Here is a 21,310-nt window from a genome sequence, read left to right as displayed (position 1 = left end):
AGCCCAAAGGAAGGGCAATAGCCTACCTTAATGAAAACCCTATTATGTTTTGTGTTTATTTCAACCTTAGCAATGTCGAAGTTAGAATCAAGTCCTGATGTCCACTGCTAAGGCTACCTAGGCCGCCTTAGTTATCTCATTCAAAACAATGATACCCGTTGCTTTTCTCTGTGCCTTTACCTGAACCACATCTGCCCAATAGGATTTTACAATTTCGTTGATTAAGTGGCTGGGAACAGAAATGATATAAATTTCCTTGGACTTTAGATCTTGCAACCGGATTTGACTTTCTTCAGCATTAGCATAGGTTATTATTCCAATCACGTCCACTTCACTAACTTTTTTCTTATTAGCATCTGACAAAGTATTGCTCAAGTCTTTCAATTCCTTAACAATAAAACTGGGAGGAGTGCCAGATAAGCCCATTTGAATTAATGATTCTGCATCCTGAAACCTACCGCAATTAAGTGCCAGAGAAGCAGCACTTCGAACCAGAATATACCAGGAATCATTTTTTTGATCGATTAACGTCGTAGCCTCCTTCTCAAGGGAAAAGGCCTTCTCAAATAAAGAATGGGAAACATCTCGATTCCCTTCCATCTTTGCCAGAAGGGCCTCATCCGCAAACTCCATAGCCTTATTGTGAAGCACTGTTACAATATTCATTGATCGATCATTTTTGCTTTGGGTGTTCCAAATTCCACTACAATGATTATTGCTGGAAAATTATCCTCACCATGAGAATCAATTTGCCGACGTTTCAGATTAACTCTGGAATCAACTGTATTGGTTTCTGCTTCTTTCCAGATACCTGAAACTTCCAGCTTTGCCTTTCGCTGTTGAAAAGGTAGCAAATTTTCGTCGTATTCTCCATCACCAAGCCAATAATCAAAACCTGTTCCTTTGAAAGATCGTTCGATAATGGAATAAGATGTCAGTTTAGAAAGAATGACAATGGCAATTGCTACGGCTCCGTATTCAGTTGCTTCTTGACTGTCATTCCAAGCTCTTGTAACCTGTGTATCTACAACATTGCTCCAATAGAGCTCAACAGTTTTCGGATAATCGCCCAGGATTTCCAGAGCTACACCAGACTTGTGCCCGTGAGCTTCTAGACAGAACGCGCCTCCCTCTGCCAGATACTGTCCGATATTTTTTGAAATCGCAGGAAATCCCTCTTTGAGCTGGTCTAATGTAGCTTTCAACATGACTTAAAATTAGGACTTAAAACTACATTTTTTTGGAAGGTTCGCAAATTGTAGCACAAACTGGTTTAGTAGTGATTTTCCTAGGTTAAGTTTTTGACCTCGGAGCCCAAAGGAAGGGCGCAGCCAACACTGCCGGGATCACCCCTCCTCCCCCACGACTGGCAATTTCACCGTAAAAACACTCCCATTGCCTATCTGGCTTTCCAACTCAATGGTCCCATTATGCCGATGGACTATATTCCGGCATATCGCCAGGCCAAGCCCTGAACCCTCGTACTTCGACCGGTCGTGAAGCCGGGTGAACATTTCGAATACCTTTTGCTGATATTGGGGCTCAATACCAATACCATTATCTGCAAACTTCAGGATGTGCCAGCAGCTGCTTTTTTCATAACTCAACTGTACTTCCGGATCAGGAGCCGAATTGTATTTCAGCCCATTAGAAATCAGATTTTTAAACAGGAGAAAGAGTTGAGTTTTATTGCCGGTAATGACGGGCAGCTTTTCTGTCTCAACGATCGCGCCTCCTGTGGGCTCTCCTTCCCTGATTAAAGTGCGAACTTCCTCCAAAACGGCATGCAAATCCACCCGTTCCTTAAGATGATCAATATTAGCCACCCGGCTGTATTCCAGAAGGTCTTCAATCAGCGTGTTCATCCGCTTCGCATTGCTTTGGATGATCTGCAGGTACTCCCGGGCCTGAGCCTTGGGATTAGGCAGGTGCCGGCTCAGCAGGCCGGCAAAACTAGTGCCTCCGGCACTAGATTATAGTATTTGAATTATCTTTATGCTCAATCATAAAGATAATTCAAGTATGGCAAAAGCACTCCCACCCTTAGAAGCAAGTCCAAGACAGCGTTCGTTGGTAAGCAAACGCCTAAAGCAAGGTCATCTTAGCCATCGGCTGCATCAACGCTATGCTCTCCTCCACGGTATGCTAGAGGGCAAAAGTGCCTTTAGCTCAGCTAAGGACCTAGGGCTGCGTGCGGATGTAGGCATACGCTGGTATACTCGATGGGCAGACAATCAGGGGCGGCTCGAAGCCCTGGAAGTGGATTGCGCTGGAAAACCAATCAGCGACCATGAACTAGGCAAACAAATGGATTTAGTCCTTTCTGACCGTGCACGTAGCGGGGTGAAGCCACGCATCACTCAAGCGCAAAAGGAACAAATTGTCGCTCTGGCGTGTAAAAAGCCCTCTGATTATGGGCTTCCTCAAGGGGCCTGGACTAGAGACACGCTCGCCCAAATGGCCATGGAACAAAAAATAGTAGATAAGATTTCCCCCAGTCATGTGAGGAACATTTTAAAAAAATCGGGAGGTACGTCCGCATAAGAACCGTTATTGGCTCTTCCCCCACATCGACGATTGGGAGGCCTTCGCCCAACGGGTACGAACGATCTGCAAGCTAATCCTATTGGTCATCTCAGGGCTGAACAAGGACATACGCCTGTTCAGTGTAGACGAGAAAACAGGCATCCAGGCATTAGAGCGTAAGAGCCAGCCTCTTAGGCCAGGCAGAGACCGGCGTGTAGAGTATGAATACAAACGCCATGGCACTACCACGCTGATGGCGGCTCAGGATGTCGCTACCGGACAACTAATCAGTTACCGCATTCATCCTACTCGTACCGAACTGGACTTTCTATGCTTTATTCAGCGTACTACTGCTGTGTTGCAGGAAGGCCAACAGGCCGTCTTTCTTGTTGACCAGCTCAACACCCATATGTCAGCATCTTTGGTCGAGTGGGTGGCTTCTCAAATTGGTTATGTGGGAGACTTGGGCGTTAAAGGCAAAAGTGGGGTACTCAAATCAAAGAGCACTCGTAAAGCTTTCCTCGAAGTTGACCATCATGCCATTCGATTTCTTTTCACGCCTAAGCACTGTTCATGGCTCAATCCCATCGAAAACTGGTTTGGGCACCTTCAGCGAAAAGCACTTAATCATCAAAGCTTCGATTCTATTGAAAGCTTGATAGCCAGAATCGAAAACTTTACCGAATATTACAATTCCTATCTGGCAAAGCCTCTGAAGTGGAAATTCCAAGGCTTTGACCGAAAGAAATAAAATACGCTTTTCTAGTGCCGGAGGCACTAGATATGTTGCGCAGGGGTTCTTTCAGGTCATGGGAAGCAATGTAGTTAAAACGCTCCATTTCGGCATTCTTCTGCATCAGGCTGCGGTTGTTTTCCTCCAGGGCTTGGGTACGGGCCTGCACCTGCCGCTCCAATTCATCATTCTGGTTTTGAAGCAGTTCATTCAACTCCTCGATTTCTTCAGTCCGCTGATTGATCTTTGCTTCCAGCCTCGTATTTTGAATCCTCACATTCCGGTTATGCAGCAGAACAAGCAGAAATGGCAAAATAAGCCCCAGCAAAACCACTAAAAACTGGAATGGACGGCTTTTCCACCATGGTGGAATGACCTTCACTTTCAACTGCCGCCCTTCTCCTGAGCGGTCACCACTGAATACTTCAAAAGTAAATTCTCCATACGGCAAATTAAGGTAGGTCACCTGATTCTGGCCAATCATCCGGTTCCAGTCTTCGTCTACGCCTGATAACTTATAGGTGAAGTTGCGATAATTGTACTGCTGGAAATTCAGCTCAGAAAAGCCAATGGTAAAGGCATTGTCCGGATGAGACAAGGTAATCTCGTTTAGATAGGTGATCGCGCTGTCCATCACAGTAGCGCTATTGGGTATGCTGAAATCCGTGAGCACTACCTTGCCTTTGTAGTTGTTGCTCATTAAACTGTCCGGATGAAAAACGACCATGCCAAAGGTGCCACCAAAGGCAATCCGCCCATCTTCAAGGGCGCGCCCTCCGCAGAAGAAGAAATCCACCACGCCAATACCATCCTCTTTATCGAAGCTGCGAATGGTGTACGTGGAATCGATGCTGAACAGCCCAAAATTAGTACTCCCCCATATGCGCCCCTTCTGGTCCTCAACCAGGGAAAAAATCCGGTTGCCCGGCAGGCCATCCGAAATACTGAAGCGGCGGAAAACCGCAGGCAGCCCGGCCGAATCTCTGGCTATAGCTTTTGCCAGACCGCCTTCAAAAGTACCAACCCAAAGGGCGCCGGAGTGATCTACAAGCAGAGAGGTCACTTCGTTTTTGGGAATCGTGCGCGGGTCTCCCCGTTCTGTTTTCCATACCCGGAATGTCGTATCGCCAGGCAGCAGGCAATTGATTCCTCCGCCCCATGTCCCCAGCCAAAGCCGGTTGTCTGCATCAAAGGCCATTGCATTGCTTTGTATGCGGTTATCTGAAAGTGAACCGGGATTGGATGGGTCCTGCTTGTAGTGCTCCCAATACTGTGCCTGCGGGTCGTAGTAATCCAGCCCCTTTTCCGTTCCAATCCAATACCCTTTTCGATGAGGGTCTTTGATGACTCCCTGCACAAAATTACTGCTTAACCCCTCCTGTTCTCTCGTGCCTACCGGGACAGGCCTTGGGTTTTCATCTCCATACTTCCAGCGCAGCAGCCCGTCATCAAAAGTGCTAATCCATAACTCCTGATCAGGGTCCAGATAAAGCTGAGCCACATCCAACCCTTCCTGCAGCAACCTGATTATTTCAGATTGTTCCGGCTTTTCTGAAGGATTGACATCCCATTCAAACAAACCGCCATTGATCCAGGTACCCAGCCATAACCGGCCATTCGGAGCCTGCACCAGAGACTTCACCCACTTTCCCTGTAAAGCATCCTTTTCGGTATTGGTAGGCACAAAATCGACTTTCCTGTTCAAGGTCAGTTTTTTGATGCGCCCCTCACTAAGGGCCACCCAGAGGTTCTCTTCACGGTCCATTTAGGCAGAACTGACCTGATAGTCTTCTGTTCCCTTTACAAGTTCAATCTCAAATGCTCCTGATACTGTTTCTCGTAATTGATAGCCTCCCCTCTCCGTTCCCAGCAACAGGAAGCCATCCGGATGAGCTTCCAGAGAAGCAATGTAATTTTCCGGTGCACGGGGCGAACCGGGGTTCACAAGCCCGCAGTGCTGCATCTCCAGGCTCCCGGGGCTGATCTTCTTTACGCCATACCGGGTAGTGGCTACCCAGACATTCCCAGCCTCATCTTCAGCGATACTATAAATAAAATTGCCCCGCTGCGGTGAATCGCCCGGGCCCGCACAGTCGTATTCCCGCTCAATCTTAGAGGCCTTAAGGTCTTTCCGGTTGATATGCCCTTTTATGATGCTACCATCTGTAACGCCTGTCCAAAAGCAGTTGCGGCTGTCTACCATGATGGAGAACAAACGGGTGCCAGTCAGCACTTCCAGGGTTTCAAATTTGGGATTAGGCTTACTTTTTTCGCTGGCAGGAAGTATGGATATCCCTCCGCCATTGGTCGCCATCCAAATGTTCCCGTCCTGGTCGATGTCAAGCCCGAAAATATTATTGTTCGATATGGACGTCTCATCATCCGGATCCGCCTGGAAAGACCGAAAGGCTTCTGTTTTGGGATCAAACCGGCAGAGCCCGCCGGCTAAGGTCCCCATCCACATTATTCCGTCATCATCCTGGCAAATCGAATGCACATGATTGGCAGAAATAGAGGTGGAATCATTTGTGATATTAAAAAAAGACTTGACATCAAACCCATCGTACCGAAACAACCCGGCATTGGTGCCAATCCAGATGAACCCAAGGTCATCTTTAAAGATTGTCTGTGCAATCCGCCCATTGAGCGGCCGCAGATTGACATCATCAATGATAAAGTCCTGGTTATAAACGGGCGTATGGGCCCCAATTAAGCACCATATAAGGAAAATGGAAAGGGAGCGGAGTACACTGGGTCGTTTAGTACAGCCTTGCTTCATCCAAAAAGGAATATTTTTATAAAACTAAAAAAAACAAACAAAGAATCTTTGGATATAGCTGTTTTTACGGGTAAGCCACCTGATTCTTTCATTAGTTTTTTCACTTTGCGGTTAAAAAACAACTCGCAGGTTTTTTTTAGATTCATCTAAATTTTTTATTAAGCTAAACACATAACTTTATTAGATTTTGCTAAAAAACAAAGCCAATCCGCGAACCTATCCCACTTTGAAGGTGTAGTATCCCATAAAAAGCAGAAAGCAAAATGGATAAATGGATTGGATTTTGTATGAGTTTTATGCTCCTTGGAGTGTTGTCAGTACATGCTCAGGACAGCCGGGTGTCCGGTACGATTATAAGCAGCGACGGACCGCTCGCGGGCGTACAGGTACTACTATTAGGCACTTCCAATGGCACTGTTACTGACGAACACGGCAATTACCAATTGACCAACCTGCCGGCCGGCCCCGCCCGCCTCCGCTTTTCCTACCTGGGCTACCGTACTAAAGAGGTGGAGCTATTTCTGGAAAAGGGGCAAACTCAAGCCCTGTCGGTAGAGCTGGAAAAAGATGTGCTGCGGCTGGAGGACATCGTGGTTTCGGCTACCCGAAATGGCGTACCGGCTCACCGCGCGCCGGTTATGGTCAACCGCATCGATGACCGAATTTTTGAACAAACCCAATCGCTGAGCCTGTCCGAAGGGCTGAGCTTTTCGCCCGGGCTGCGGTTGGAAAACAACTGCCAGAACTGTGGCTTTACTCAATTAAGAATGAATGGGCTGGATGGACCGTACACCCAAATTCTCATCAACAGCCGCCCGGTTTTCTCCGCCCTCGCCGGGGTCTACGGGCTGGAGATGATCCCCTCCAATATGGTTGACCGGGTGGAAGTAGTCCGGGGCGGTGGTTCCGCCTTATTCGGGGGCAATGCGATTGCCGGCACGGTCAATATCATCACCAAAGACCCTACGGACAATACTTTTGAGGCAGGCACAAACCTGTCGCTAATCAACGGTGAAACACCTGAGTATACCCTCTCTGCCAATGGGACTGTAGTGGACGAACAACTCAAAAAGGGCATGAGCTTTTTCGCCTTCAACCGCAACCGCGACCCCTGGGATGCCAATGGTGATGGTTTTTCCGAAATCACGCAATTACAAAACACCACCTTTGGATTAGATGCCTTCTACAACCCTACGGAGCTGAGCAAGATCAAAGTCAACTTATTCAATATCAGCGAATTCAGGAGAGGAGGCAACCAATTTGACCTGCCACCCCACCAAACAGATATTACTGAGCAACTGGACCACCACATTCTGGGGGGCGGGCTCTCATACGAGCAGTTTTCAAGAGACAAGCGGCACAAAGTTGCACTTTACGGTTCTGCGACTCACGTCAACCGGCAGAGCTATTACGGTGGCGGGGGCCGGGTGCTGGGCCCTCAGGATACGCTGACTGAAAGCGATATTCTGGCGCTCAATGCCTATGGCGAATCGGAGGATCTGTCGCTGGCATCTGGCGTGCAATACACCTACAACATCAGTTCGGAATGGATGCTTACCGCCGGAACCGAGTATCAATACAATGATGTTTTGGACGCCATGCCCGGCTACAACCGGGAGATCGACCAACAGGTAAGCACCTGGGGCACCTACGCACAGTTAGAATGGAAGCCTACGGACAAATGGTCGCTGCTGGCGGGGGGGCGATATGACAACCTCCGAATTGACGGTATGTACCGCCTTGGCGTGGAAGACCTGAGGGCAGACCAGGACTTCAGCATTTTTGTGCCCAGAGCGACGGCTATGTATTTCATCAATCCGGACCTGAAGCTACGGCTTTCCTACGCTCAGGGCTACCGGGCGCCGCAGGCTTTTGACGAGGATCTGCATATTGAAACCGTAGGGGGAGCAGCCCTGTTCACCCGTTTATCCCCAGACCTTCAGGAGGAACGTTCGCACAGCTACAGTGCAGCGCTGGATTACACCTACCGCGCGGGAAGCTTTGAATCCAACTTTGTAGTGGATGGCTTTTTTACCCGGCTGGACAATCCTTTCATCACGGCTAATGCCATGGAACTCCCAAGCGGCGTCGCTACCGTGACCAAGCGCAATGGTGACGGTGCTACTGTAGCCGGAGCCAATTTTGAGGCCAACCTTGCTTTCGGCCCCAAATGGATGCTTCAAATGGGTGGCACCCTGCAAACTGCGCAGTATGACACGCCGGAAGAAATCTGGGCACCGGAAGAAGTCAATGATACCAATCAGGATAGTATAGTCTCCTCCGGATACTTGCTACGTACCCCTGCAGCTTATGGCTATTTCATGGCCAATTACAATCCGGTACAGCCCCTGCAGCTGTCCCTGTCCGGTATCTTTACAGGTACCATGGACGTGCCGCATATCATAAACCCGGAAACTGAATTTACCGTATTGGAAAGCACGCCTTCATTTTTTGAGCTAAACTCCAAGATCACTTACGAACTGAAGCTCGATGACCGCTTCCACCTTGATATTTTCGGGGGCGTCCAAAACATCTTCAACAGCTTCCAGGAAGACTTTGACCGGGGGGCTGACCGCGATGCCGGGTACGTGTACGGACCAGTACGCCCGAGGACTTTTTTTGCCGGTGTAAAGGTGCATTTTGAGTAAGCGCCCCGCCCTAAACCTACAAATGCCCCGGCAGATCTTTGTCTCCCGGGGCATTTGCTGGTATCGAGTACCTGAGAAATCCTATGGATAAACCTTCTCCAGGCTGCCATTCGTATCCCGGACGACATAGGCGGTATTGTAACCGTTAGACTTGACTTGCTGCCAGGCCCGAATAGCCTGCTCCATAGTCGTATACCCTGAGAGATACATGACTGTCAGTCCATCATCTCTTCGGGACTGCCGGATTTCCCCCAGACCACGAACTGTAGCCGGGTCAAACCAGCGGATATCCTGATAGGCGGCCAGTTGGATCATGTAATCACCGGTAGCAGGCCGGGCTTCAGCGGCACGTGCCGGAGGGTTTTGATTATAGGACTGTGGAGGGGTATTTCCTCTTGGGGTAAAGCCCGTACCCGGTGCATCATAGCCTTTGGGACGGATGCTCTGCCCGGTGCCCTGCTCGGTAACGATGAAGGCTTCCTTATAGCCCTCTGTCTTGATAGACTTTAGCGCCTGATCAGCCTGAGCACGGGTGCTGAACACGCCCACTCTGATTTTGTATACGCCATTCTCTACCTTGGAATAGACCTGCCCGATTGAAGTAAGCTCGCTAAACTGATCCAGGCCAGGCTTGCTTAAGGCAGCTACCTGTACCGAAAAGCCACTTGTGGTGGGCAAGGCATCCTCAGGGCCTTCTGCCTGAGTACCCGGGCGGGTATCGATACCGGGCTGCATAGGGGCTGCAGGGGCTGAGTCGGTTGGCAGGATGGAAATAACCCCCAGAATAGAACGGTCATTCCCTTCATTGGTATTGATGTTGCGGTTGATGTCCCGGAAACCAGGCCGGGAGTACCGCACGCTGTAAGCCGAATTAGGGCTGAGTGCCAGGGCATACTCCCCGTTGGCATCAGTTTGTGCTTCCATACTGGTATTAGTGGCCAGATTGGTAGCGGTAACCTGTACGCCAGCCACCGGCATACGCGACTGATAGTTTAGCACCTGCCCCCCGTACTGCTCACCTTGCTTAGCCAGCATAATATCATGCTCCCGGTTTTGGCGTAAGCCTAATGTAGACACCCGAAACACCGCATCGGAGTAACCATCAGCACGGACTACGATCTCACAGTCCAGCCCTTCGACCGCCTGAAAGCTGTATTGCCCCCGGCTGTCTGCCTTGAAGAGCCCTTCCCCACAATTGATGAAGTCGATAGTAGCGTAAGGGATAGGCGTGCCATCGGAGGCGTTGCGAACTTTCAACACAATATTGTCAGCCGATTTGAAAACTTTATAGATATCCTCATGCCCGCGCCCACCAGGGCGGTTGGACACCATATAGCCCAGGTTGCGGAAACCATCGTAGATGAAGCCATAATCGTCGCGGCTGCTATTGATTAAATTGCCGAGGTGGAAAATCCTGGCATACCGGCCATTGGCTTGTTCAGCACGGAAGATATCGTACCCTCCCATGCCCTGATGGTAGTTGCTGGAGAAGTACAGATAGTCTCCATCATGGAAAGGAGAAATCTCATCGCCGGGCGAATTCACGACCGGGCCGAGATTTTCAGGTGCGCTCCAGGTGTTGCCCATCCGGTAGGAGACGTAGATGTCGAACCCACCAAAGCCATCGGGACGGTCAGAAGCAAAATAAAGTGTATTTCCATCCGGAGAGATGTTAGGCCAGCCAGTGGAGAAGCCCGAGCCGTTGTAGGGAAAAGGCATTTCCTCTGTCCATTCACCATTCTGATTAATGGGCGACATGGCCATGCTTAATTCCAGCCCTCCGGTTGGCATGTGGCGGGTACCATCGATAAAGTTGTTTTTGGTATAGACCACTTCCCTCAATTCAGGCCCATAGGTAAGCGGGCCGAGGTTGACGAAATTTTCCCGCATGCGGCTCTGCAGAGGCACTTCGGCTTCCAGGAAGCCGTTGCCCCCCAGGCGGGCCATGTAGAGCTGATTATTAGAACGCCCGGTCCAGGACGCTCCCGGCTGCTGCCGGTTATTGCGCGCGGAAGAAAAAACCACCTGATCGCCGTAAAAGGTTGGTGCAAAATCTGAGGCATTGGAATTGATAAACTCATTGCTTACCAAATAGGAGGAGGACTGCCCGATCTGATTGCGGGCAAAGCGGCAACTCTGGGCAAAATGGTTGCCCCGTTCCTGGTCATCTTTATTGGCACGGGCATAGGCAAGGAACCACTGTTCAGCCTTTTCGTAGCTCCCCAGCGCCTTTAGCACCTGCGCATACTGAAACATCTGTTCGCCTTCCAGCCGATGCTCGCGGATGACCTTCTCGAACCAGCTACGGGCTTCTTCCATTTGGTTGAGGTACCGGTAGGAGTCTGCCAGCTTCACCATAGCTTCGTAATTAGCCGGGCGCTTTTCCAGCAATTCCAGGTAAGAACGGACAGCCAGGTTGAAGGCGCCTAATTCGTAGTCTTTGTTCGCCCGCCCCAGTTGTGCCTCTGCCGGCAAAATAGCTGTCAATAAAAAGGCTGCCGTTAGGGCATTGAGCAATAGTTTCATAGTCGTGTGTTTTCAATTTCGGATTTGAGGATGCCGAAAGTCTGCAATCAAAGGTAAAGAAAAATTAAATATCACAATTTGTGCCATATTCCCCCTACTGCTTTTGTTGAACACTTTTTCAAAATGTCGCATTCTAAGCATCAACAGGGGTTTATCGACAGAAATCAGCCCAGCAGCATAACGGCCGCCCTTTTTGTTTTGTTGTGTTCACAAAATCTGACTGGCCTATGAGATGCGCCCGGCGCAAAAAAAATTACTGTTTTCTGATCTGTTGCGTGCTATTTGCTTCCGCTTACGGACAGCGTGTGCCCGGTGAACTCATCGTGCAGTTGAACAGCGAAAAGGCCCTGAACAAAGACGCTTTCCCCACAGGCTTCGTTTACAAAAAAACGCTTTCCCGGCGTACTTTCATACACCTGCTGGCTTATGACACCCTGCACTACGGTCCGGCCGAAGCCATTCAGCAGCTCTCCAAATCTCCTGACGTAAACCTTGTACAACTCAACCACCGCTTGCAAATCCGGGACACTATACCCGCTGATCCGTTCTTTCCGCAGCAGTGGCAATGGCAAAACCTGTCCGCCCAAAACAGCGTGCCCGATGCAGATGTAGACGCCGAACTAGCCTGGAGCCTCCCCTCCTATGGCCCGGCTACAGCATTTGGGGACACCATCGTCATCGCTATGCTGGACGATGGCATTCAGGCCAACCACCCTGACCTTGCCCCTAAGCTATGGCATAACCGGAAGGAAATACCTAATAACCATATCGATGACGACCAAAACGGCTACGTAGACGATTACCATGGCTGGAACCCTGTTTTGGAAAGCGACCACATCCATCAGGGGCACCACGGCACACCGGTAGCAGGTATGATTGGTGCCGCCTGGCAAAATGGCAACGGAGGCACAGGCATAGCTCCTCAGATTAAAATCATGGTGGTAGCCGGCAGCAGCCAAACTGAAGCAGATGCTATCGCCGCCTATGCGTATGTACTGGAACAAAGACTACGCTACAACGAAACACAAGGGGAAGCTGGCGCATTTGTAGTAGCCACTAATACATCATGGGGCGTCAACGGCCTTTCTCCCTCGGAAGCGCCGGTTTGGTGTCAGATTTACGATGACCTGGGGGAAGCAGGTATCCTAAATTGTGCCGCTACTTCCAACTCAGGCTGGAACATTGACGAAGTAGGTGATATGCCTACCGCCTGCAGCAGCCCCTATCTGATTACCGTCACTGCTTCTGACCGCATGGATGAATGCACAGGTGCCTATGGCCCGGTGTCTGTAGACCTGGCAGCACCTGGAAAAGAAGTTTTCACCACACACCCGGGCGGAAGTTACGGCTGGAGCTCCGGCACTTCCTTTGCCAGCCCTATCGCCGCAGGCACCATCGGGTTGCTGTACAGTGCCACCTGCCCTGACTTAAGCAGCCTTGCCCATACTGATCCCGGCGCTGCAGCACTGGAAGCCAAGTCTATACTGCTCAACACCACGGATGCCCTGCCTTCTATGGCCGGACAAACAGTTACCGGAGGACGGCTTAATACCTTCCGGGCCCTTCAGGAGCTTGCGCTCAACTGTGCCCCTTGTGCTCCGGTTTACAATCTGAACCTTACCCCCAATGGAACACAGGAAGCCCTCGCCCAATGGACTACCGCAGACAGCAGCCTTTCGGTTACCCTCGATTGGCGCCCTGCTGGTTCTGCCGAATGGGAATCAGCCCCTAATGCATCTTCCCCATTCCTGCTGACCGGCCTGGACACCTGCACCGGATATGAAGTCAGGCTGGTCCGCCAATGTACAGACGGCCTGACTTCAGTATCTCCGATAGCTGAGGTACGCACGCAGGGATGCTGCCTTCCTCCTGCCCAACTCACTGCCACATCAGTTGGCAATACCAGTGCCGCCCTAAGCTGGGAAGTTTCTGAAAACAATACGGCCTACCAAATTCGGGTGCAGGATGACTCAGGCTGGATTTTCAACACCACCCACAGTGGGCATAGCCTGCAGCTGAGTGGGCTCTCCCCCTGCACCGCTTACGAAGCCTACCTGACTACAACTTGTGCAGAAGACAGCAACAGCTTTTCCAGTTTACGTTTTGTGACCACAGGTTGCGGTAGTTGTACCGACTTTGAGTACTGTACTTCCTACGGTGGTACCTCCGGCACGGAATGGATCGATGCGGTGAGTTTCGGTACACAATACCACCACAGTGGGCTGAATGAAGGTAACCCCTTATTTCCGGGAGCGGGCTTTTCAGCTTCACGTGGGCAGATCGTCCCGGTTAGTGTACGCCCGGGGTTTCAGCATATCGCCTATCCGGAATACATTCGGATCTGGATTGACCTGAATCAGGACGGGCACTTTGCACCAACTGCTGAGCTCTTGGTAGATACCATACTACTTCCGGGATATGACAGTCTGGGCACAGAACTGTTTATCCCTGACGGTGCAGCGACCGGCAATACCCTGATGCGTATTAGCCTTAAATGGGCCGGTTTTGGCAGCATGCGCCCCCAGCCCTGTGAGCCTCATATCCACTTTGGAGAAGTGGAAGATTATTGTGTGGATATTCAGGAGCAACCGCTGATCAGTAGTGCAGATGCGCCGAAAAGAACCGGAAATGCACTGCAAGCCTGGCCCAACCCCTTTGGAAGCCAATTGCAACTGAAAGTTACTACTGCTGCGCCAGAGGCAGAGATACAATTACTTGGTGTGGATGGCCGGCTAATTTTGCAAAGGACAATGCGCCTGCGCTCCGATCAACCGGTCCGTTTACCCATACCTCCATCCTTGCCCCGGGGCTGGTACCTGCTTCGCGCAAATGTGGGCACCCAAGTCTTCCGCCAGCCTGTCCTGCACCATTCAGCAGAATAATTTGATGGCTATTGGCCACTATCCGGCATACCGCTGATCCAGCGCAAACTGCTCCGGGTGCTTACCAGAAATATCTTTGTAAAAATCCATGATTTTTTTCAGGTCTGCTTCGATGTCACCGGATGGATAAACCGTGCCGCCAACACCAGCTTCTTTTTTGACATAGTCGAGATAGCCCAGGCATATGGGTGCTTTGGCCTGAAGGGCAGCGTAGTAAAAGCCTGTTTTCCACTTATCGCGCTTTGCGCGGGTCCCCTCCGGTGTGACCATGATGGCAATTTTATCGTGCTTTTCCAACAGCTCTGCCATCAACTGAGTGTAGCTGGGCCGTTCGCCGGAAGCTCCCCGCGGCCGGCGGTCGATGGCTAAGCCTCCGAGCGGGCCAATAATCAGGTTGAGCGGAAAACGCATCCACTCCCGTTTGATGGTAAACTTCAGGGGCACGCCCATGACGTAAAAACCCAGCCGGGCATAGTAGATATCCCAGTTGGACGTATGCGGCGCCGCAATGATTACGCAGTGGCTGACCTCCTCAGGCACGGAAGGGTTTAGGCGCCAGCCGGACAACCCGAGCAAAAATTCTGCAAGTCGCTTTCCCATTTCATTAAGTTCTGCCGCAAATATGGGAAATATTGCTGAACAGGAAACTTATCTCCACAGACAAACGTTTAATGTTAACTGTATGTTAACTTACTATTAATTTAACGTTACCCTGCTGGTGTTTTTGGACAGGGCAACGTGTGGAAAAGATAAGAAGAGATGAAGAAACTACTTACCACACTAATATTTGCTGCGTTCTGTAGCCATACTGTACTTCCACAAAGCAACGACTTCAAAAAGATACCTTTTCGCCTGGTCAATAACATGGTCATTGTAGAAGCCCGTATGAATGGAGAAACGGGCAGCTTTATCCTGGATACCGGCTTCCCCCAATCGGTAGTCAACCCCCAACAAGTAAATGGCCTGGTAAGGGTTCCGGCCCAACAGCAGCGGTCTGTGTTTAGCGGTATTCCGGTAAGTGTGGACCAATTTGAATGGGCAGGCATGGAACGTCAGGACATGAAAGCCGTGGCGATGAACATCAGCCATCTTGAGTCAACGGCCAATCAGGAGATCATGGGGATTATTGGGGCAGAGCTGTTGCGGCAATCTGAAGTTATGTTTGACTTCCGCAATCAGGTCGTCCTGCTCTATGACCGCAGGGACACCTGGCTGCACGAACAACACAAACCACAGTTTAGCCTGCCTTTTGACCTTGAACAGGGGCTGCCGGTACTGCAAGCTGAAATTGGTGGGAAAACCTATCGGCTGGGGCTGGACATCGGTGGCCGTTACAACCTGATGCGGGAGCACCTCCTGCCACAACTTCCCAAAGAAGTTTTGGGCCGGGCGACGCAACAAAAGTTGCTGGACTTTGCCAATATGCCGGACTACTTCGACAAAGCACCAGTGTCAGGAATGGAAATCGAAGACCGGCCTTTTGATGCGACCACCTTCGTTTTCGCTACCCTAAAAAAAGGGATATCCTCGAATATTGATGGTATTCTGGGGCTGGAGTTTTTGGCACGTTACCGCTTTGCAATCAACTACCACAAGAAAACCATCTACTTCTGGCCCCACGGTTCAGAGATCAATCATCGTCAGATTTAGGAGGCTCCAGCTCAGATGACCGGGCAGCTTCCACGATATCTTCAGGCAGCTGCCGGGAAGTCCGGGCCCCCAGTTCCCGGATGCGTTCTGCCCGGCCTACTAATGTGTCACCGTACTTTTTTGAATCCACGAGTTTGTTCATGGCATCATCGTAGGCGTGTTGTGCCTGTTGAATGCGCTGCCCCACCCCTTTCAGGTCATCCACAAAGTTGACAAACTTATCGTAGAGCATACCGCTCTGCCGGGCAATCTCCAACACGCTACTTTTCTGTTTCTCCTGTTTCCAGATATAACTAACGGTGCGCATCGTGGCCAGTAAGGTGGAATTCGATACGACCACCACGTTGGCATCTAGGGCATCCACAAATAGCTGTGGGTCCTGCTGCACAGCCAGGGCGAAAGCTGGTTCTATGGGAATGTAAAGCAAGAGGTAATCCGGTGTGTGGACCTGGTACAGATTGGTGTAATTCTTACTGCTAAGGTCACGGATATGGCGCCGTATGCTGTCAATATGGGCTTTCAGATGGCGCTCCCTTTCCTGTTTGTCCTCGGTACTGAAGCAGCGGTCATAGGCTTTCAGGGAAACCTTGGAGTCGATAATCAGGGTTTTATCTTCTGGCAGATTGATAATAAAGTCAGGGCGTTTCGCTTTGCCATTTTCATCCCGGAAAGTAGGCTGCACCTGGAAGTGTACGTTTTTCTGTAGCCCTGCTTTTTCCAGCAGGAGTTCCAGCTGTATTTCTCCCCAGTCGCCTTGCGCTTTGTTGTCTCCCTTGAGTGCGCTGGCCAGGTTGTTGGCATCTTCGCTCAGTTGCTGATTGAGTGCCCGCAGCCCTTCAATTTCCTTTTTCAGGCTGATGCGGTCCCGGGTTTCTTCCACGAACCGCTTTTCGATCCCCTCCTCAAAGGTTTTAATACGTTCCCTGAGTGGGGACAGCAACTGATCCAGCTGCTGATGGTTTTGTACGGTAAACTTCCGGCTCTTTTCCTCCAGCAGGCGGTTGGCCAGGTTTTCAAATTCAGCCTGGAAGCGTTGCTGCAACTGCACCGACTCTTCCTTTTGGTGGCGAAGGGTATCTTCCAGCTGCAGGTTAGCCTGCTCCAGGCGGGCAGCTTTTTCGGATGCCAGGCGGTAGGCTTCCTGTAGCTCAAACAGGTCTTCCCGTTGCGCATCGGACTGCTGCTCCAGCTGTTGGTACAAGCTGCGATGTACGTATTGCGCATCTACGTCCTCCTGAGAGAAAGTATCGCGCTGAAACCGTAATTTGGCAGCAAGCCAGCCCACCAGCCCACCAGCAAACAGCCCGATGAGCAAAAACAGAAGGCTCAGCAATAATTCGTCTGGCATAACAATAGGTTATCAACAAAATAATGGAACTCTATCGCCAATAAAGTTACACCATTTGATTAAAACCTGCACCTTTCACCTATCTTTTTGCACCAATTTGCCGCAGCAGCCCACAGTAAGGAATAGCTTCCCATCCCCGGTTCTGTTGAAGCTCGAAGCCCAGTTCGTAGAGGTGCCGCTCCAACTGGAAAGTATGCATGAGCAGCTCCCAGTCTTCATCTGAGGATGGCAGGAGCCCGGCCTCCCGGGCCACTGGCAAATACCCTTCCAGGAAGGCACTGTGGATCGCATCATACCAGGCCTCTGCATACGCCAGCAATTGACTTTCGTTGGGCTGCACGGGCTTAATCTGGGTAATCAGAGCTCCCAGAGCAGCATAGTAGAGTGAGCTCGACAGACTGGCCAGGTCACGGACAGGAGACTTCCGGAGCCGAAGTTCGCTAAAACTGCGCGTCCGGTCCCCTTCAAAATTAAACAGCACAAAGGAATTACCCGTAAACAGGACTTTTTCCAGCTGCAGGTCGCCGTGTACCCGGATTTTTACTGCATCGAGTTTGTGGTCGTAAATCTGGCGCAGCTCGTCTGTGATTCGTTTTTTATGCTCCAGCAGCATGACCTTTTGGTGGTCGGGCATCCGGTTGGACTTATTCATTAACTGAAACCCAGACCGCAATTGAGAGTTCCATGCCGAAAACAGCGACCGCTGGTAGTGGAGCGAGAAGGCCTCCGGTTGAAAGTCAGGCAGGTCATTTTCTGTTAGCCCTTTGTGGAAGGCCGCCACGGTTTGCCCCAGCAAGTGGGCGCGGGTCAGGGGGATATCCCCAAAGAATTGTGCCTGAATTCCTTCGTTCAAAGGTGGCAGGTTCTCCCGCTCCACGCTGATGTATTCCAGGAAGCGCCTGGCATTATCATAAAAATACGTCCAGGCTGTACCCTGATTGGCTACATAAGGCTCCAGGACCGCGAGGACATAAGGGTGTTTATTTTTGTCCTGATACTCCAGGTGGCTCAAATAGCCTGGCACCGGCAAGTCAGAGTCATGCCCGTATTTGTTGATTTCCAGTTCCGGGTTGGGCGTGTCTTCCAACCGGCGGAACACCTTCAGGAAGTACTGGTCGCCAAAGGCCAGGGCCCGGTGATTGCTTTGAGTGGCAATGACCCGGGCGGGCGGCAGCGGCTGATCGGAAGTATCGCCATTCAGACGATTGCTCAGCTGGAAGCTAAAGCCTTCAGGGAGCTCTGTTTTGTCTTCGAGCAGATAGCGCAGCAGGTAGTTTCGGAAACCGGTGCTCTCATCAGCTTCAAAAATATAGCCTTCCTGCTCCATGCCGGTGAGGCAGCAAAGAATTTGATTGGCTGCCGGAGCGTTGGGCTGCCGCTGATAGTCGCCTTTGCGCATAGCCAGTGGCATGAAGTACAACTCAGGAAAACCTTCCGTGTAGTGGGTCCGCAGGATCATCAGCAGGGAACGGCCACCTTCGTAGCGAAGCGGGTCTACCTTGACGATTTCCACACTGTCCAGCTTACGCCCATCGATGTTGTATTTCTGGGTCCGGCTAAGGAATTTGCGTACCACCTCCCGGAATTCCGGATGGTACTTCTTGTCCTGAATAAAATCCGTCCATCGCTCAGGGCTCCACTGCAACTCCGGTATATTAACGTTGGAGCGGCCATTCTGGTAGGCCGGTTCCAATTCAAACCAATAGTAGCCAAATGGCCCGATAGTGAAGCGATTCTGCCCGCGGGTAATGGGCGGGAACTGTGCCTGCCCGAAGGTTTCGATTGGCTGATAGCGCTCAAACTCGGGAAGCTCGAGGTCGACTGCCTGGGCATGCCTCGACAGGTTGGCAATAACCAGCAAATGCTCGTCTTCAAACGAACGGGTGAAAGCCAGCACCTTCGCATTTTCCGGCGAAAGGAATTTGATGTCCCCACGCCCGAAGGCTTTGTACCGTCGCCGCACGTTAATAATGCGCCTCATCCACCAAAGCAGCGATGAGGAATTGTTTTGCTGTACCTCCACGTTGATGGTGGAATACTGGTACTCGGGGTCGTTGATCAGGGGGAGGTAAAGTTTGTGCGGATGGGTATTGGAAAATCCGGCATTGCGGTCCACATTCCACTGCATAGGCGTACGCACCCCGTCCCGGTCGCCCAGGTGGACGTTGTCGCCCATGCCAATTTCATCGCCGTAGTACAGGACCGGCGTGCCGGGCAGGCTGAGGAGCAGGGAATTCATCAGCTCAATCTTCTGCCGGTTGTTGTCCAGCAGTGGGGCCAGGCGGTGACGGATCCCCAGATTGATGCGGGAAGCAGAATCTTTATTGTAAGCCCGGTACATGTAGTCCCGCTCTTCATCGGTCACCATTTCCAACGTAAGCTCATCGTGGTTGCGCAGGAAAATGCCCCACTGGCAGTTTTCCGGAATTTCCGGTGTCTGTTCGATGATATCGATGATCGGATACCGGTCCTCCATCTTAATCGCCATAAACATGCGGGGCATGATGGGGAAGTGGTAGTTCATATGGCATTCGTCCCCATCCCCGAAGTAAGAGGCAGAGTCTTCCGGCCACATATTGGCTTCTGCCAGAAGCATAACGTTGGGGTTGCGGGCTTCAACGTGGGCGCGAAGTTTTTTCAGGAAAACATGGGTCTCCGGCAGGTTTTCGCAATTGGTCCCGTCCCGTTCAAACAGGTAAGGGATGGCATCGAGGCGGAAGCCATCTACGCCCATGTCCGTCCAGAAGTCAATCATCTTAAAGATTTCCCCCTGCACGGCGGGATTGTCAAAATTCAGGTCGGGCTGATGGCTGTAAAAGCGGTGCCAATAGTAGGCTTGTGCCTGATCGTCCCAGGTCCAGTTAGACTTTTCAAAATCCTGGAAAATGATCCGGACATCTTTGTACCGGTCGGTCGTTTCGCTCCAAACGTAATAGTCGCGCTCGGGGCTGCCGGCCGGTGCCTTGCGTGCGCGCTGAAACCAGGGGTGCTGATCGGAGGTATGGTTGATGACCAGCTCTGTAATCACCTTCAGCCCGCGTTTGTGGGCTTCATCCAGCAGTGTTTTAAATTGCCGGACCGTGCCGTAGTCGGGATTGATGGAGTAATAATCTGAGATATCGTAGCCGCCGTCCCGTTGAGGTGACGGATAAAAGGGCAAGAGCCAGATAGCAGTAATACCAAGGTCCTGCAGGTAATCCAGCCGCTGTATTAGCCCGTTAAAGTCGCCGATCCCATCGGCGTTGCTGTCCTGAAAGGCTTTAATGTGGAGTTCGTAAATGATGGCGTCCTTAAACCAGAGGGGGTCCTGCGGTGTCTTGTTTTGCTGCGGCATGAAGTTAAATTAGTGCGGTTTTAAGATGGAATTGCCTAAAATCACAGACCTTTTGGGTACAGGACAGGATAGCACCTGCCCCTTTGCCATCATCAATGATTTCATTGCGGTCTTCGGATAGGAAACGGCACGCGCACTGTCTTTGTGCAGCTATGCTACCGGATTTCCTGCTTTGGTCTTATGGTAGGGAAAGCGATAATAAGCATATCTGCTGAGAAAAGAAAATCTGCCGCACAGAGATAATGACTAATGCATGCGGTCGCCCCGCAGGTCCAGCTCTTCCATAATCTCTGCTTCGCGCTCCAGGAATTCCTTCCAGCGGGCACGGACTTTGGCTTCATCGCAGTATTGTTTGGCTAAGTCAATAAACAAGCGGTAATGCCCGGCTTCAGCCACCATGAATTTGTGGTACCACTCTTTCAATTCTTCTTCCCGGATATTCAGGGAAAGCAGGCGAAAGCGTTCACAGCTGCGGGCTTCAATCAGTGCGCAGGTGAGGAGTTTATCCAGCAGGCGGTCTTCTCTGCTTCCGCCCTTTTTGTGAAAAGCCAGTAGTTTATTGACGTATTCGTCTTTGCGCTGACGGCCGAGCTTAAGCCCACGCTTGTCCAACTCTTTGAGGACCATGCGGAAATGCCCCCACTCCTCAGTAACGATGGGGGCCAGTTCCCGGACCAGGTCCTCATGTTCCGGGTAGCCCTGAATCAGGGAGATGCAGGAAGTGGCGGCCTTCTGTTCGCAGTAAGCGTGATCGGTAAGGATTTCCTCAAGTTCCATTTCCGCCATATTGACCCAACGGGGATCGGTAGGCAGCTTCAGCCCAAGCATTTGCACGGCTCTCAGTTCTTCTTCGCGGGTTCTAACGTCCATAAGCGGGTATCATG

15 protein-coding genes are annotated in these 21,310 nt (G+C 51.1%); 5 read left to right on the top strand and 10 right to left on the bottom strand.

What is annotated here, in order from left to right; all coding sequences use genetic code 11:
* Nucleotides 1-117 precede the first annotated feature (117 nt).
* From IX84_RS31210 to IX84_RS18585, 3 genes are all read right to left on the bottom strand, one after another.
* Nucleotides 118-666, bottom strand: coding sequence for a hypothetical protein (locus IX84_RS31210; RefSeq protein WP_052516203.1), 549 nt, complete (start codon nt 664-666; stop codon nt 118-120).
* Nucleotides 663-1,208 carry a hypothetical protein gene (locus tag IX84_RS18590; RefSeq protein WP_044224152.1) on the bottom strand — a complete coding sequence of 182 codons (546 nt, stop codon included), beginning with the start codon at nt 1,206-1,208 and terminating at the stop codon, nt 663-665. The genes IX84_RS31210 and IX84_RS18590 overlap by 4 nt, the downstream gene beginning before the upstream one ends.
* 138 nt (nt 1,209-1,346) lie before the next feature.
* A complete protein-coding gene (locus IX84_RS18585; RefSeq protein ID WP_262501659.1) occupies nt 1,347-1,940 on the bottom strand; it encodes a sensor histidine kinase in 594 nt (197 codons plus the stop codon).
* 82 nt (nt 1,941-2,022) lie between these two features.
* Between IX84_RS18585 and IX84_RS31205 the strand changes: the two genes are divergently transcribed.
* Both IX84_RS31205 and IX84_RS32180 read left to right on the top strand, forming a co-directional pair.
* Nucleotides 2,023-2,544, top strand: a complete 522-nt coding sequence (locus IX84_RS31205) for a helix-turn-helix domain-containing protein (protein WP_052516199.1) — start codon at nt 2,023-2,025, stop codon at nt 2,542-2,544.
* Nucleotides 2,545-2,626: 82 nt separating this feature from the next.
* On the top strand, nt 2,627-3,277 hold the full coding sequence (locus IX84_RS32180; protein ID WP_202965271.1) for a transposase: 651 nt from the start codon (nt 2,627-2,629) through the stop codon (nt 3,275-3,277).
* On the opposite strand, the gene IX84_RS18570 is transcribed toward IX84_RS32180, so the two are convergent.
* Together IX84_RS18570 and IX84_RS18565 are read right to left on the bottom strand one after the other, a co-directional pair.
* Nucleotides 3,204-5,024: a ligand-binding sensor domain-containing protein gene (locus IX84_RS18570; RefSeq protein WP_044224149.1), complete on the bottom strand. Its 1,821-nt coding sequence runs from the start codon at nt 5,022-5,024 to the stop codon at nt 3,204-3,206. The two genes, IX84_RS32180 and IX84_RS18570, sit on opposite strands and share 74 nt — an antisense overlap.
* Nucleotides 5,025-6,038, bottom strand: a complete 1,014-nt coding sequence (locus IX84_RS18565) for a ligand-binding sensor domain-containing protein (protein WP_044224147.1) — start codon at nt 6,036-6,038, stop codon at nt 5,025-5,027. It lies immediately after the preceding gene.
* Between the two features lie 263 nt (nt 6,039-6,301).
* Between IX84_RS18565 and IX84_RS18560 the strand changes: the two genes are divergently transcribed.
* Nucleotides 6,302-8,686 carry a TonB-dependent receptor gene (locus IX84_RS18560; protein WP_044224145.1) on the top strand — a complete coding sequence of 795 codons (2,385 nt, stop codon included), beginning with the start codon at nt 6,302-6,304 and terminating at the stop codon, nt 8,684-8,686.
* Between the two features lie 81 nt (nt 8,687-8,767).
* Here the strand turns inward: IX84_RS18560 and IX84_RS18555 are convergent, their stop codons facing one another.
* The gene (locus IX84_RS18555; protein ID WP_044224143.1) at nt 8,768-11,212 is read right to left on the bottom strand and encodes a carboxypeptidase regulatory-like domain-containing protein; all 2,445 of its coding nucleotides are present in this window, start codon (nt 11,210-11,212) and stop codon (nt 8,768-8,770) included.
* Nucleotides 11,213-11,439: 227 nt separating this feature from the next.
* Here IX84_RS18555 and IX84_RS18550 point away from each other — a divergent pair, with 227 nt between their 5' ends.
* Entirely contained in the window at nt 11,440-14,094 is a 2,655-nt protein-coding gene (locus IX84_RS18550) for a S8 family serine peptidase (protein WP_044224141.1), read from the top strand.
* A gap of 18 nt (nt 14,095-14,112) precedes the next feature.
* Here IX84_RS18550 and IX84_RS18545 read toward each other — a convergent pair whose 3' ends face one another.
* The gene (locus IX84_RS18545) at nt 14,113-14,694 is read right to left on the bottom strand and encodes a 1-acyl-sn-glycerol-3-phosphate acyltransferase (protein ID WP_044224139.1); all 582 of its coding nucleotides are present in this window, start codon (nt 14,692-14,694) and stop codon (nt 14,113-14,115) included.
* 159 nt (nt 14,695-14,853) lie between these two features.
* On the opposite strand from IX84_RS18545, the gene IX84_RS18540 reads away from it, so the two are divergent.
* Nucleotides 14,854-15,744, top strand: coding sequence for a pepsin/retropepsin-like aspartic protease family protein (locus tag IX84_RS18540; RefSeq protein WP_152605137.1), 891 nt, complete (start codon nt 14,854-14,856; stop codon nt 15,742-15,744).
* On the opposite strand, the gene IX84_RS18535 is transcribed toward IX84_RS18540, so the two are convergent.
* The 3 genes from IX84_RS18535 to miaE all read right to left on the bottom strand — a co-directional run bounded on the left by IX84_RS18535 (nt 15,725) and on the right by miaE (nt 21,296).
* On the bottom strand, nt 15,725-17,092 hold the full coding sequence (locus tag IX84_RS18535) for a DNA recombination protein RmuC (RefSeq protein WP_044224135.1): 1,368 nt from the start codon (nt 17,090-17,092) through the stop codon (nt 15,725-15,727). The two genes, IX84_RS18540 and IX84_RS18535, sit on opposite strands and share 20 nt — an antisense overlap.
* A gap of 79 nt (nt 17,093-17,171) precedes the next feature.
* Nucleotides 17,172-20,426 (bottom strand): maltose alpha-D-glucosyltransferase, encoded by a 3,255-nt coding sequence (gene treS, locus IX84_RS18530; RefSeq protein ID WP_044224133.1) that lies wholly within the window; start codon nt 20,424-20,426, stop codon nt 17,172-17,174.
* A gap of 246 nt (nt 20,427-20,672) precedes the next feature.
* Nucleotides 20,673-21,296, bottom strand: a complete 624-nt coding sequence (gene miaE / locus IX84_RS18525; RefSeq protein ID WP_044224130.1) for a tRNA-(ms[2]io[6]A)-hydroxylase — start codon at nt 21,294-21,296, stop codon at nt 20,673-20,675.
* Nucleotides 21,297-21,310: the final 14 nt, after the last annotated feature.

This window comes from Phaeodactylibacter xiamenensis (assembly GCF_000759025.1).
Lineage (GTDB): Bacteria > Bacteroidota > Bacteroidia > Chitinophagales > Saprospiraceae > Phaeodactylibacter > Phaeodactylibacter xiamenensis.
The sequence above is the reverse complement of the archived record's forward strand: the minus strand, read 5'-3'. Positions and strand labels throughout refer to the sequence as shown.

What these genes read in the sequence shown, in the direction of transcription:
- IX84_RS31210 (WP_052516203.1), bottom strand. Translation starts at nt 666, where the DNA reads ATGAATATTGTAACAGTGCTTCACAATAAGGCTATGGAGTTTGCGGAT.
- IX84_RS18590 (WP_044224152.1), bottom strand. Translation starts at nt 1,208, where the DNA reads ATGTTGAAAGCTACATTAGACCAGCTCAAAGAGGGATTTCCTGCGATT.
- IX84_RS31205 (WP_052516199.1), top strand. Translation starts at nt 2,023, where the DNA reads ATGGCAAAAGCACTCCCACCCTTAGAAGCAAGTCCAAGACAGCGTTCG.
- IX84_RS18570 (WP_044224149.1), bottom strand. Translation starts at nt 5,024, where the DNA reads ATGGACCGTGAAGAGAACCTCTGGGTGGCCCTTAGTGAGGGGCGCATC.
- IX84_RS18565 (WP_044224147.1), bottom strand. Translation starts at nt 6,038, where the DNA reads ATGAAGCAAGGCTGTACTAAACGACCCAGTGTACTCCGCTCCCTTTCC.
- IX84_RS18560 (WP_044224145.1), top strand. Translation starts at nt 6,302, where the DNA reads ATGGATAAATGGATTGGATTTTGTATGAGTTTTATGCTCCTTGGAGTG.
- IX84_RS18555 (WP_044224143.1), bottom strand. Translation starts at nt 11,212, where the DNA reads ATGAAACTATTGCTCAATGCCCTAACGGCAGCCTTTTTATTGACAGCT.
- IX84_RS18550 (WP_044224141.1), top strand. Translation starts at nt 11,440, where the DNA reads ATGAGATGCGCCCGGCGCAAAAAAAATTACTGTTTTCTGATCTGTTGC.
- IX84_RS18545 (WP_044224139.1), bottom strand. Translation starts at nt 14,694, where the DNA reads ATGGGAAAGCGACTTGCAGAATTTTTGCTCGGGTTGTCCGGCTGGCGC.
- IX84_RS18540 (WP_152605137.1), top strand. Translation starts at nt 14,854, where the DNA reads ATGAAGAAACTACTTACCACACTAATATTTGCTGCGTTCTGTAGCCAT.
- IX84_RS18535 (WP_044224135.1), bottom strand. Translation starts at nt 17,092, where the DNA reads ATGCCAGACGAATTATTGCTGAGCCTTCTGTTTTTGCTCATCGGGCTG.
- treS (WP_044224133.1), bottom strand. Translation starts at nt 20,426, where the DNA reads ATGCCGCAGCAAAACAAGACACCGCAGGACCCCCTCTGGTTTAAGGAC.
- miaE (WP_044224130.1), bottom strand. Translation starts at nt 21,296, where the DNA reads ATGGACGTTAGAACCCGCGAAGAAGAACTGAGAGCCGTGCAAATGCTT.